We start from the raw sequence: 12256 nt of genomic DNA on the forward strand, positions 1-12256 counted from the left end.
CCGCCCCGGGGGCGGGGCCGCGCGCATCACCGCCCCGTGGGGCCCCGCCGCGCGGGGCCCCGCTCGCGCGGGGCGGGGCCGGGGGGCGCCCGGGGGCCGCCGCCACGGCCGGTGGCGGCGGCGCCCGGCTCAGACATCGCGCCGCCGGAACGGGTGGTTGCGGGTGGTGTGGGTGGCGATCCGGTTGTGGCCCTCACGGTCCTCGCCGGACACCAACACCGCGCCGTACCGCTCCAGGCCGACCCGGCCGCCGTACTCCTCGATCGCGTCGGTGCCCGGGTAGATCTGGACCGACGTGGGGACGTACCGGCCGACGAAGCCCATGCGCATGTCGCGGGTGGTGCCCAGGTGCGGGTGGGAGGCGTGCATCAGCGTCGACCAGAAGACGATGAACTGGCCCGCGCGCATCTCCATGGAGACGGCCTGCGACTCGTCGGGCGTCCAGTCCGGGTCGATCTGCAACTCCCGGTAGTCGTAGCCGAAGAAGCCGCGGCGGACGCCGCCCTTCTCGACGTCGGCGAGGTCCGGGTCGTAGTGCATCCGCTTCGTCTCGTCGTAGAACATCGTGCGGTGGGTGCCGGGGATGAACTGGAGGCAGCCCATGTCGATGGTGGCGTCGGTGAAGGCGCACCAGACGGTGAGGGTGCCGCCGAAGTCGGAGCCGCCGGGCCACAGGATCTGCGGGGAGCCGGAGGCGTTGGCGAACGTGTCGGCCTGGTGCCAGTCGGTGCCCTCGGCGCCCGGGTACTTCGGGAAGAACTCCGAACGCCAGCACAGCACGTCCGGGCCGAGGATGCTCGCGACCCGGTCGGTGATCTCCGGCCGGGTGATGTGGTCGGCGAGGAATTCCTGGTCGAGGTGGCGGTCGTAGTTGGCGATGTTGGTGCCGCCGGAGACGGCCGCCTCGTCCTGGTAGACGGCGGCGCTGCGGTCCAGCAGCCGCAGCCGCTCCTGGCCCCACCGCTGCTTGATCTCGTCGGGCTCGTAGAGGGTGAACGGGCCCGCGTAGCCGCGCGCGTGGAAGTTCTTCAGTTCCTCGTCGCTGAGCCGGAACCGGGTGGCTTCGGTGGTCATGCGTCTCCTTCGGTCGTCCGGGCGGCGTCGATGTGCGAGGTCAGGGAGGCGACGGTGGCCCCGTCGATGAGGACGGTGACGTCAAGATCGGTGCCGAACGCCGCGTTGACCCGCTCGAACATGCGCAACAGGGTGAGGGAGGTGCCGCCGAGGTCGAAGAAGTCGGCGTCGGGCGGGACGTCGACGGCATCGAGGACGGCGCGCCAGATCGCGGCGATCCGCGCCCCGGAGGACGCGTCGGGCGCCTCGGGCTCCGGCTCGCGCGCGGTGGCCGGGCCGGGCGCCGGGAGCGCCGTCCGGTCGGTCTTGCCGTTGGCGGTCAGCGGCAGCGCGTCGAGGACGACATGGGCGGACGGCCGCATGTGCGGCGGCAGCTCCGCGGCGGCCAGCGCGGTCAACTCGGCGATCAGCGGCGCCGGATCGTCCCGGTGGCGGGCGGCGCCGGTCACGTACGCGACGAGCCGGACGTCGTCACCTCCCTCGCCGTAGTCGTGCGGCCGGACCGCCGCCGCGTCCACCTCCGGGTGGCGGACGAGCAGCGCCTCGATCTCGCCGGGCTCGACGCGGTAGCCGCGCACCTTCAGCTGGTCGTCGACGCGGCCCAGATAGCCGTACCCGCCGTCCGGCAGCCGCACCAGCCGGTCGCCGGTGCGGTACGTACGCGGTGGACCGGCGGCGAACCGCTCGGCCGTCAACTCGGGCCGTCCCAGGTAGCCGCGGGCCAGCGCCGGGCCCTCGATGTACAGCTCGCCGGGCGCCCCGTCGGGCACCGGGCGGCCGGTGGCGTCCCGGAGGTGGAAGACGAGCCCCGGCAGGGGCACCCCTACGGGGCTCGGGCCCGTCCCGTCCAGGTCGGCGCAGCGGACCGGGCGGTACGAGGCGTGCACCGTTGCCTCCGTGATGCCGTACATGTTGACGACCTGGGGGCGGTCGTCGCCGTACCGCTCCAGCCAGGGCCGCAGCGCCGCCACATCGAGGCGTTCGCCGCCGAGGACCACGGTGCGCAGCGCGGTCAGCGGCTCCTGCCCGGCGTCCGCCGCGGCGAGCCGGACGAACGCGCCTGGGGTCTGGCTGAGGACGGTGACACCTTCGTCCCGCAGCAGCCGGTGGAGGGCGGCGGGGGAGCGGGTGGTGGCCGGCGGGACGATGACCAGGCGGCCGCCGTGCAGCAGGGCGCCCCAGATCTCCCAGACGGAGAAGTCGAAGGCGGCGGAGTGGAACAGCGTCCACACGTCGTCCGCGCCGAAGCCGAACCACGGCTGGACGGCGGTGAACAGGCCACTGACGTTGCGGTGTTCGACCTGGACGCCCTTGGGGTCGCCGGTGGAGCCGGAGGTGTGGATGACGTACGCGGCGGCGCTGTCCGGGACGCGGGGCAGCACCGGGCGCGGCCCGTCGTCCGCCGCCGCGGGGTCCACCGTGCGGATGCCCGTGTCGCCGAGGGCGGCGGCGAGGTCCGGCGGGGCGACGGCCACCGGGCATTCCGCATCGGAAAGCGCCCAGTGGATACGGGGGGCCGGATATCCGGGATCGAGCGGCAGATATGCGGCGCCGGTCTTCAGAATTCCGAGGAGTCCGGTGATCAGGTCGGTGGTGCGGTGGGTGTGGAGCCCGACCGTGGTCCCGCTTTTCGCTCCGGCGTCGAGAAGTTTTCCGGCCAGTAGGTCGGATTTCTCGTTCAATTCCCGGTAGGTGAGGGAACCATCGGCCGCGGTCACCGCCGTACGCTGCGGAAATTCTGCCGCGACCGCCTCGAACAGGCCGGTCAGGCCGGATTGTGGTGGCAGATCCGGCCGCGCGCTTTCCTGGAGAGGGGCGTCCCTTTGCTGGTCAGGGGCTGCTTCGGGAATACCCCTGGGGTCGTTCAGGTCGCTGAATATGCTCACGCGTAACCCTTCGCCCGGCAATCGACATCCAGCACAGTGACATTCGCGTTTTCGAGCGTCAACCCCGCGAAAGGGGCCATGCAGGCCAAGGAAGGGTAAGGCCGGAAAACGCTTTCCCGAATACCCCGGTGATCCCGTGCGTCCCACGGAAAACACCGTCCCCCCTGCGGCAGGGGGGACGGGGCGGCGGTGTGGTGGCGCGGCAGGCGGTCAGGCGCCGCAGGGCTCGGGCGCCTGCCGCAGGCTGGTGCGCAGCAGCCCCGCCGTGTGCAACCGCTGTTCGAGCGCGAGGACGTCCTCCGCCGCCTGCCGCGGGCACGGCCCGGCGACCCCGACCATGCCCCAGCACCCGGGCACGGAGGTGAGCACCCGCGTCCACCGCCCCGGCGCGTCCTCCTCGGCGGCGGCTTTCAGCCGCCGCAGGTCGGTGCCGGGGACGGGCCGGACCACCTTGGTGGCGGCGTAGATGCGACGGTCACCGCCGTGCGCCTCCCGCGCCTGGGCGAGGAACGCGCGGACGTACTCCGCGCCGTTGGACGAGAGGTTGAGGTCCTGCATCCCGACCACCGGGGTGTCCCCGAACCGCCCGCCGATCCTCGCGATCGCGAAGTCCACCCCGCCCTTGACGAACCCGAGACTGCGCCCGCCGCCCTCGAAGGCGCCCAGCAGCCCCGCCATGCCCGCCCGCACGCCCCGGAAGACCTCCGGGTCGATGCCGAACCGCCCGCAGGTCTCCTCGTCGACGTAGACGCTGCCCTCCCAGACGCTGCCCCGGGTGATCTGCACCGTGCCGCCCTCGGCCAGCTCGCCCGCCACCACATGCGTGGACGGCGCCAGGATGAACTCGTACCCCTCGACGGAGTGCCGCAGATAGTCGGTGTGCGCCTCCAGGACGTAGTCCTCCTCGGTCTCCATGGCCTGCCGGGCCAGCGCGTCCAGCGCCGCCGGATCGTCGAGCGGTACGCCCGTCCGGATGCGGCTGCCGGTGAGCGCCTCGGCGGGCTTGAAGCAGCCCAGCGGCAGGCCGTAGCGCTCGCGCAGCAGCCGTGCGGCGCCGTGCACCCGCCGCCGCAGCACGGCCGCGTCGGCGCCCGCGCGGGTCACGGAGTAGCCGGGCAGCCGGGGCAGCAGCACCCCGAACTCCCTGGTGAACGGCGTCCTTCGGGCTTCGGCGGCGAGCAGTTCGTACGGGTCGGCGGCGGCGGGCGGGGGCAGCTCCGCGGCCTCCTCGACCGTCGGGTACAGCGTGGTCTTACGGTTCCACCGCTCCGCGACCTCCTGCCCGTTGGCGTCCACCCGCAGCCGCTCCAGCCCCGCGGTGCGCTTGAGCCACAGCAGCAGCACCCGCGCCTCGGGGTCGAGGGCGAAGAGCCGCACGATCGTCCCCGGGGACTGCCGCAGCTGACGCAGCAGCCGCGCGAGGGGCGCCGCGGGCGCGTCGGGCGGCGACTGCGCGGCCAGGGTGAGCAGTGCGTGCGTCAGGTAGTAGTGGTCCAGCTCGGGAACCTCCACCGGCTCCGCCGTGCTGCCCGCGACGGCCTGCCGCCATGGTTCGGTCCGGCCCACCGTCAGGTCACCGGGGGCGGCGAGGTGGACGCTGCGGGCCTCCATGTACGTGGCGAAATCGTCGGGCGGGGTGCCCTCGACGAGGTGCGCGACGTCGGCCTCGTAGCACTTCTTCAGGGTGGTGGCGGAGCCGAGGACGATCGCCGGGACCGCGCCCCGGGCAGCCGGGTACGGGACGAGTTCGGTGCGCGCCGCGGCCTCGACCCCGGCGCGGTCGAGGCCGAGCAGCCGCGTCGCGAGCGCGTCGAGCTGCGCGCCGGAGAGCACCTGCGGGCCGGTGCAGAAGCCCTCCCAGGCGAGACGGCGGTCGGCGTGGGTGACGGTCTGGGTCTGGGTCTGGGTCTGGGTCTGGGTCTGCAACACGTTTCTCCCGGTGAGAGGTGGACGAACGTGGCGTGCGCCCGCGGGGGCGCGGCATGGTGCGGGCGGGCGGCCGGGCGGGGCCGGGCCGCCGCAGGGGCGGACCGGGGGCGCCCCGGGCCGGACGGTCGGCGCGCGGTGGCCGGTCGGCGTACGGGCCCGCCCAGGGGACCGTGCCCCGCGGCTCCCGCGCACCCGCGCCCGCGGCGGGCGTTGGGTGTTGGGTGTTGCCACCGTATCCACGTGCGGGGCGGGGGTGTGGGGGCTCGCCGGGGGTGCGTGGAGGGGTGGCGGGGGAGCGTGGGGTGCACGGGGCGCGCGGGCCGTGCGGGTCCGGGCCGTGCGGCGCGTCCCGTACGGGTCCCGGGGCGGGGCCTGCGGGGCGCGCCCTCCGGGTCCGGACCCCGGCCTCCGGCGGAAGGCGATTGACCTCCACCGGGGGGCGATTAATGTGAGCGCGGGGCGTCTGGTGGCGGATGCCGTCAGGGGGTGGCCGGGGTGAACGTGCGACGGGTGCGGAAGGTCGTGGTGGGCTTTCTGCTCGGGGTGATCCCGGGCCTGCTGCTGGGCGGCTGGGGGCTGTCCATGCTGCTCTCCGGCCCCGCGTGCGGCGGCGAGGCGATGCGGGACGGCGACATCTGCCTCCAGCGCCACACCACCCGGTACGACTACGACGAGACGAAGCGGGACGACGCCATCGGCGGCATCATCCTCGTCTCCGTGGGCGGCCTGCTGGTCGCCGTCGGCGGCTGGCTCGGAGCGACCTCGGCCGACCAGAAGTACAAGGACTCCCTGCCCCGCCCGCCCCGTCCCGCCCGCCCCGCCGGAAGCTGAGCGCACGGGGAGCACGGCGGGCCGGTACGCGGTCCGGGGGCGGTACCTGCCGGGGCGTCCCGTAGGGGCCGGGGGTCCGCCCTCCGCCCCAAGGAGGTAGGGAAGACCCCACCCCTACAACTTCAGACGGACGACGCTTCGGCACCTTGGGGCGATCCGGTGAGGGGTCGGCCGCTTCTAGCGTGGAGGCATGACCACGCCAGTGTGCACTTCCGCCACGCAGCCCGCCGTCGCGCGCCCGTCGTACCCGTCGTTCTCGTCGTACGTACGGGCCCGGGGTCCGGTGCTGATGCGGGCGGCGCGGTCGCTCACCGCCAACCCGAACGACGCCGAGGACCTGCTCCAGACCGCGCTGGCCAAGACGTTCGTCGCCTGGGACCGCATCGAGGACCACCGCGCCCTGGACGGCTACGTCCGCCGGGCGCTGCTCAACACCCGCACCTCCCAGTGGCGCAAGCGCAAGGTCGACGAGTTCATCTGCGACGAACTCCCCGAGCCGGACCCGGTCCCCGTCCCCGACCCGGCCGAACTCCAGGGCCTGCGGGACGCGATGTGGCGCGCCATCATGCGGCTGCCACCCCGCCAGCGCGCCATGGTCGTCCTCCGCTACTACGAGGACCTGAGCGAGGCCCAGACCGCCCAGGTCATGGAGGTCTCGGTCGGCACGGTCAAGAGCGCCGTCTCCCGCGCCCTGGCCAAGCTCCGCGAGGACGAGGAGCTGGCTCCGGCACTTTTCGGCTGACCCGGACCGGCCGTGAGGGCCGCAACTCCCTCGCGGCATAGGTGAGTGGGGTGAGTTGGGCCTGCGGAAGCGAGGCGGTCGTACGGCTCAGCAGTCGCAGCAGCATCCGTCGCAACAGCACCCGTCACAGCAGCATCCGTCACACCCGTTGCAACCGCTGCACCCGTCGCAGGCGGAGTGGCAGCACCCCTCGCGCTTCTTCCGCGACCAGGGGCCCTCGTAGCTGCTCGCGCAGCAGACCTGGCAGGAACAGCACAGGCCGACGGCGACGAGGCACCCGGCGAGCAGCCCGCGCGGCGGCTTGGGCGGCTGCGGAGCCGGCGCGCCGCCGTGCGACCCGTCACCACTCCCGTGCGAGCCGCCACCGTGACCGCCACCGTGACCGCCACCGTGGTCGCTGCCCCAGCCGCCGTCCATCCTGCCGTCGTACCGGTCCGGCGGCGTCGCCCCGCCGCCCGGCTGCGGCCGCTGCGCGCCGTTGAGGTGCTGCGGCCCGGTGGCGTACGGGTTGCCGCCGGCGGGCGCACCCTGCGGAGGGTTCCCGCCGGGCCCCGACGTCCCGTACGGATTGGGGCTCCCGTAGGGGTTCGGCTCCCCGTACGGGTTCGGGTTCCCGTAAGGGTGCGGAGCCGCGTCCGGGTTCCCGTATGGCCCGGAGGTGCCCTGCGGGTGGTGGAGGCGAGGGGCGCCACCGTGGCCACCGGGCCCGCCCCCGTGTCCGCAGGACTCTGTCCCGAACGCCCGGTCCACCGACCGCCGCAGCTCGTGGACGAGCAGGACGTGCACCAGCTTCCCGTCCGTGAAGGCGACCTCGCGCAGCGCCAGCCGGATGCCGTGCAGCGCGTCATCGCAGAGCCGACGGGCCTCCGGCAGGGAGGCGCCGGTGGCGGCGAGCGGGTTCCAGGCGCCCTCGGCGGCGTCGGCGGCGCGGTCCTCCACGGCGTCGAGGAGGTGCGCGAGCCGCCCGAAGAGACGCCCGGCCTCGGCGAGCGGGGCGGCGTTCTCCGGCCGCCCGGCGAGCACCGCGGTGTGCGCGAAGGCCGCCGCCGTCGCTGTCTCGGCCGGCTCGGTGATCACCGTCAACGGAGTGCCGGGACCGGCCAGTTGCTCGATACCGACCTGCCGGTCGACCGCATCGACGAGGACGGCCGTGTCGAAGCCGAGCCCGGCACCCGTACGGGCCCCCGCGCGGTCCCATCCGGCCGCGACCTTACGGGCCGCGGCGGCCACCGGGCGGCGCCGCAGCAGCCCGTTCCGGTCCGCGACATGATCGCGGATCTTCGCCGACGCGAGGACCAGCGAGACCGACGCCGCGAGCCGCGCCCCCTCACCTTTGGCCACCGCCGCGGTCCGCATCCCCCGCAGCGGACACGGCCCCGCGGTACGGCGCCCGCCCGGGGCCGGGCCGCGCTGCGCGTCGGTCAGCACCGAGACGATCAGCCCGTCGTAGTTGGTGACGACCCGCGCGAACTGCCCGTGGTCGGCGCGGAGCGCCAGACACAGCCCGCACAGATGCGCCATCCACTCCGCCTTCAGTCCACCGGTCAGCCGGTGTGCGCAGGGCCTGACGATCCCGAACATGTGGTGAACCCCCGTATGACGACGCGCATGTGACGCGGCCCGCCGATGCCCGCCGGTCCGCGGCCGGAATCGTACCGACCGGGTCCGGTCAGGGGCGGTCCGGGGCCGGGCCGCCGCCCGACGCCGGACGGCCGAAATCGGCCAGCAGCCGGCCGACGGCGCACTCGGTCTCGGCGATCCGGTCGGCGGCATCGGACGGCCCGGCGCCCCCGGCCTCCCGCAGCGCCCCCTCCACCTCGGCGAGCTGCCCCACGATCTCGGCCAGCCGCGCCGCCTCCGCCGCCCGGTCCGGTGGTGGCGCGCCCGGCGGCGGGGCCCCCGCCGTTTCCCCGTAGCCGGGCACCGCCCCGGATCCCGTACGGGTGCCGGGGCCCGCTTCCGCGGGCGGCGCGGTGAGTTCCGTAGGGGATCCGGGCCGTGTGCCCGTGGGGGGTGCGGGGGCGGGCCGGCCCGGGCCGGGGGCGGGCGGGCCGCTGCCGGCGGTGAGGAGGCGGCGCAACTGTTCGGACTGGGCGGCCAGTTGGCGGTTCTTGCGGTACAGGTCCAGGAAGACGTTGACCTTGGTGCGCAGCAGCCAGGGGTCGAAGGGTTTGACCAGGAAGTCGGCGGCGCCCACGGTGTAGCCGCGGTAGGCGTAGTTCGGGTCGACCTCCGCGCCGGTCAGCAGGATGACGGGGACGTCCTTGGTCTGGTCGAGCCCCTTGATGTTGGCGGTGGTCTCGAAGCCGTCCATGCCCGGCATCACCACGTCGATCAGCACCACCGCGAAATCCTGCCGGAGCATCGCCTTCAGCGCCTCCTCGCCGGAGCTCGCGCGGACGATGCGGGCGAGCGACCCGAGCACGGCTTCCAGGGCGGCGAGGTTCTCCTCCATGTCGTCGACGATGAGGAGCGCGGCGGTGTCCGCGGGCGCGCTCATGAGGACCGCTCCGGCCGTCCGGGACCGGTGCCGTCCGGCCCCTCGCCCCCGCCGCCCGGTCCGGGCGCCGCGCCGCCGGCCGCACCGTCCCCGTCCCCGTCCTCAGGGTCCAGGAGGCGGCAGATGGCGGCCAGCAGGCGGTCCACGTCGACGGGCTTGGGGATGTAGTCGTCGGCGCCCGTTTCCAGCGCGCGTTCCCGGTCGCCGGGCATGGCCTTCGCGGTGAGGGCGATGACCGGCAGCTCCGCGTAGCGCGGGGCCTTCCGTAGGGCCTGGATCATCTCGTAACCATCCATTTCCGGCATCATGATGTCCATCAGCACCAGGCACACGTCGGGCGTCCGGTCCAGGACCTCCAGCCCCTCGCGGCCGTTCTCGGCGTACTTCACGCGGATGCCGGCCCGGCCCAGGACGTGGGTCAGTGCGAAGACGTTGCGGATGTCGTCGTCGACGATGAGGATCCGCCGGCCGGACAGCACCCGCCCCGAGCGTCCCTGCAGCCAGTCGCCCAGGCGGGAGGTCTCCGGCCAGGTGACGTCTGGACTGCCGGTGGCCCAGGTCTCCGCCCGCGGCAGCGGCGCCGTCCCGGCAGCCGCCCGCACCAGGCCGGAGCGCTCCGCCTCCTCCGCCCCGGTCGGTGCGGTCCTGGGCCCGGAGCCGCCGGCCCCGTCCGTGTCCGCCTCCTCCGCGCCGGCCGCCGGAGCCGCCTTCGCCCCGGCGGGCACCGGCCCCGCCTCCGGTACCTTCCCCGGCGCCGCCGGGGCCGCTACCCCGCCCGTCACCGCCGGGAGTTCGAGCGCCGCCGACGGGCCGGTGTGGTGCGCCGGTACGTACAGCGTGAAGACGGAGCCGGCGCCCGGTTCGCTCTCGGCGGTGATCCGGCCGCCGAGCAGTGTCGCCATGTCCCGGCTGATGGACAGGCCGAGCCCGGTGCCGCCGTACTTGCGGTTGGTGGTGCCGTCCGACTGCTGGAACGCCTCGAAGACCGCGCCGAGTTTGTGGGCGGGGATGCCGATACCGGTGTCCTTGACGGCGAAGGCGAGGACCGGGCCCGGCGCGGGCGGCGGTCCGGTGCCGGCGGCGTCCGGCGCGGCCACCGTGACGGACAGCTCGACGCCGCCGGACGAGGTGAACTTCAGCGCGTTGGAGAGCAGGTTGCGCAGGATCTGCTGGAGGCGCTGCTCGTCCGAGTACAGCGCGCGCGGGACATCGTCCGCGACCGTGATGTCGAAGCTCAGGTGCCGGTCGCGGGCGAGCGGCCGGAACGTCGCCCGTACGTAGTCGAGCAGCTTGATCAGCGGCAGCTCCTTGGGGTGGACGTCCATCCGGCCGGCCTCGATCTTCGCCAGGTCAAGGATGTCGTTGATCATCTGGAGCAGGTCGGAGCCGGAGCGGTGGATGGTGACGGCGAACTCCACCTCCTGCGGCGAGAGCCGGCCCTCGGGGTTGTCGGCCAGTAGCCGCGCCATCACCAGCAGCGAGTTCAGCGGGGTGCGCAGCTCGTGCGACATGTTCGCCAGGAACTCCGACTTGTACTGCGAGGACGTCGCCAGCAGCGCCGCCTTCTCCTCCAGTTCCGCGTTGGTCAGCTGTAGTTCGTCGGACCGGCGGCGCAGCTCCGCCGTGAGCCGCTGCGACTCCGAGAGCAGCGACTCCGTACGGGCGTTGGCGATGATGGTGTTGACGGACACGCCGATGGTGTTCACGAACTGGTCGATGAAGGCCAGGTGGACCTCGCTGAAGCGGCTGAACGACGCCAGCTCGATGACGCCGAGCACCTGGTCCTCGAAGAGCACCGGCAGGATGACGAGGCTGACCGGCGGCGCCGCGCCCAGACCGGAGCTGATCGTGATGTAGTCCGCCGGGACCGACTCCACCAGGATGCGCTTCTTCTCCGTCGCCGCCTGGCTGATCAGCCCGCCGGCGGGCGAGCCCCGGCCGGAAGGTTCGTGGCGGACCTCGGCCCGCCCGGTGCCGTACCCGGCGATGAACTCCAGGCCCTCGCCCGGTTCGGCGCCCGCCTCCGCCAGGAAGAACGCCCCGAACTGCGCGTTCACCAGCGGTGTCAGCTCCCGCAGGATCAGATCGGCGACCTCGACGAGATCGCGGTGGCCCTGCATCAGCCCGGCGATGCGGGCCAGGTTGGACTCCAGCCAGTCCTTGGCGCGGGTCGTTTCGCGGAGGTTGGCGACCATCAGGTTGACGTTGTTCTTCAGCGCCGCGACCTCGCCCTGTGCCTCCACCGAGATCGACCCGGACATGTCGCCCTGGGTGACGGCGGAGGCGACCTCCGCGATGGCCCGCACCTGCGTGGTGAGGTTCAGCGCCAGCTCGTTGACGCTGGTCGTCAGCTGCTTCCAGGTGCCGTAGACGCCCTCGACGCGCGCCTGGCCGCCGAGCCGCCCCTCGCTGCCGACCTCGCGGGCCACCCGCGTCACCTCGGACGAGAACGACGACAGGGTGTCGACCATCGTGTTGATGGTGGTCTTCAGCTCCAGGATCTCGCCGCGCGCGTCCACGTCGATCTTCTTCGACAGATCGCCGTCGGCGACGGCGGTGGCGACCTGGGCGATGTTGCGGACCTGCGACGTCAGGTTGGACGCCATGAAGTTGACGTTGTCGGTGAGCCCCTTCCACACGCCCGAGACGCCGTGCACCTCCGCCTGACCGCCGAGCTGGCCCTCCGTGCCGACCTCGCGGGCCACCCGCGTCACCTCGTCGGCGAACGCCCGCAACTGCTGCACCATCGTGTTGACGGTGTCCTTCAGCTCCAGGATCTCGCCGCGCGCGTCCACGTCGATCTTCTTCGACAGATCGCCGTTGGCGACGGCGGTGGTGACCTGCGCGATGTTGCGGACCTGCGAGGTCAGGTTCAGCGCCATGGAGTTGACGTTGTCGGTGAGGTCCTTCCACACGCCCGATGCGCCCCGTACCTGTGCCTGACCGCCCAGATTGCCCTCGGTGCCGACCTCGCGGGCGACGCGGGTGACCTCGTCGGCGAAGGCGGAGAGCTGGTCGACCATGGTGTTGATCGTCGACTTCAGCTCCAGGATCTCGCCCTTTGCCTCCACGGTGATCTTCTTGCCGAGATCGCCCTCGGCGACGGCGGTGGCGACCTGGGCGATGTTGCGGACCTGCGTCGTCAGGTTGTCCGCCATGAAGTTGACGCTGTCGGTGAGGTCCTTCCACACGCCCGACACGCCCCGTACCTGCGCCCGTCCGCCGAGCTGGCCCTCGGTGCCGACCTCGCGGGCGACGCGGGTGACCTCGTCGGCGAAGGCGGAGAGCTGGTCG

The 12256-nt window shown here is 73.4% G+C and carries 8 protein-coding genes; 2 read left to right on the forward strand and 6 right to left on the reverse strand.

Translation table 11 applies throughout. The features are described from left to right. Positions 1-129 precede the first annotated feature (129 nt). From ACFWWQ_RS26905 to ACFWWQ_RS26915, 3 genes are all read right to left on the reverse strand, one after another. Positions 130-1074 (reverse strand): chlorinating enzyme, encoded by a 945-nt coding sequence (locus ACFWWQ_RS26905; protein WP_384601192.1) that lies wholly within the window; start codon positions 1072-1074, stop codon positions 130-132. Continuing rightward, positions 1071-2960 carry an amino acid adenylation domain-containing protein gene (locus ACFWWQ_RS26910; protein ID WP_384601195.1) on the reverse strand — a complete coding sequence of 630 codons (1890 nt, stop codon included), beginning with the start codon at positions 2958-2960 and terminating at the stop codon, positions 1071-1073. The genes ACFWWQ_RS26905 and ACFWWQ_RS26910 overlap by 4 nt, the downstream gene beginning before the upstream one ends. Before the next feature lie 210 nt (positions 2961-3170). Further along, positions 3171-4886: a hypothetical protein gene (locus tag ACFWWQ_RS26915; RefSeq protein ID WP_384601198.1), complete on the reverse strand. Its 1716-nt coding sequence runs from the start codon at positions 4884-4886 to the stop codon at positions 3171-3173. 498 nt (positions 4887-5384) lie between these two features. Here ACFWWQ_RS26915 and ACFWWQ_RS26920 point away from each other — a divergent pair, with 498 nt between their 5' ends. Both ACFWWQ_RS26920 and ACFWWQ_RS26925 read left to right on the forward strand, forming a co-directional pair. Next, on the forward strand, positions 5385-5720 hold the full coding sequence (locus ACFWWQ_RS26920; RefSeq protein ID WP_384601201.1) for a hypothetical protein: 336 nt from the start codon (positions 5385-5387) through the stop codon (positions 5718-5720). Positions 5721-5910: 190 nt separating this feature from the next. Further along, a complete protein-coding gene (locus ACFWWQ_RS26925) occupies positions 5911-6462 on the forward strand; it encodes a SigE family RNA polymerase sigma factor (RefSeq protein ID WP_384601204.1) in 552 nt (183 codons plus the stop codon). Positions 6463-6549: 87 nt separating this feature from the next. Here ACFWWQ_RS26925 and ACFWWQ_RS26930 read toward each other — a convergent pair whose 3' ends face one another. From ACFWWQ_RS26930 to ACFWWQ_RS26940, 3 genes are all read right to left on the reverse strand, one after another. After that, positions 6550-8043 (reverse strand): DUF5685 family protein, encoded by a 1494-nt coding sequence (locus ACFWWQ_RS26930; RefSeq protein ID WP_384601207.1) that lies wholly within the window; start codon positions 8041-8043, stop codon positions 6550-6552. Between the two features lie 88 nt (positions 8044-8131). After that, the gene (locus ACFWWQ_RS26935; RefSeq protein ID WP_384601210.1) at positions 8132-8962 is read right to left on the reverse strand and encodes a two-component system response regulator; all 831 of its coding nucleotides are present in this window, start codon (positions 8960-8962) and stop codon (positions 8132-8134) included. Then, positions 8959-12256 (reverse strand): HAMP domain-containing protein (locus ACFWWQ_RS26940; protein ID WP_384601212.1); only part of this gene is annotated, 3298 nt, incomplete at its 5' end. The genes ACFWWQ_RS26935 and ACFWWQ_RS26940, both read right to left, overlap by 4 nt.

The sequence above is a fragment of the Streptomyces sp. NPDC059080 genome (assembly GCF_042739975.1).
Classification (GTDB): Bacteria; Actinomycetota; Actinomycetes; order Streptomycetales; family Streptomycetaceae; genus Streptomyces; species Streptomyces benahoarensis.

Coding starts and splice junctions, on each gene's coding strand:
- ACFWWQ_RS26935 (WP_384601210.1), bottom strand. CDS start 8,962: ATGAGCGCGCCCGCGGACACCGCCGCGCTCCTCATCGTCGACGACATG.
- ACFWWQ_RS26905 (WP_384601192.1), bottom strand. CDS start 1,074: ATGACCACCGAAGCCACCCGGTTCCGGCTCAGCGACGAGGAACTGAAG.
- ACFWWQ_RS26930 (WP_384601207.1), bottom strand. CDS start 8,043: ATGTTCGGGATCGTCAGGCCCTGCGCACACCGGCTGACCGGTGGACTG.
- ACFWWQ_RS26925 (WP_384601204.1), top strand. CDS start 5,911: ATGACCACGCCAGTGTGCACTTCCGCCACGCAGCCCGCCGTCGCGCGC.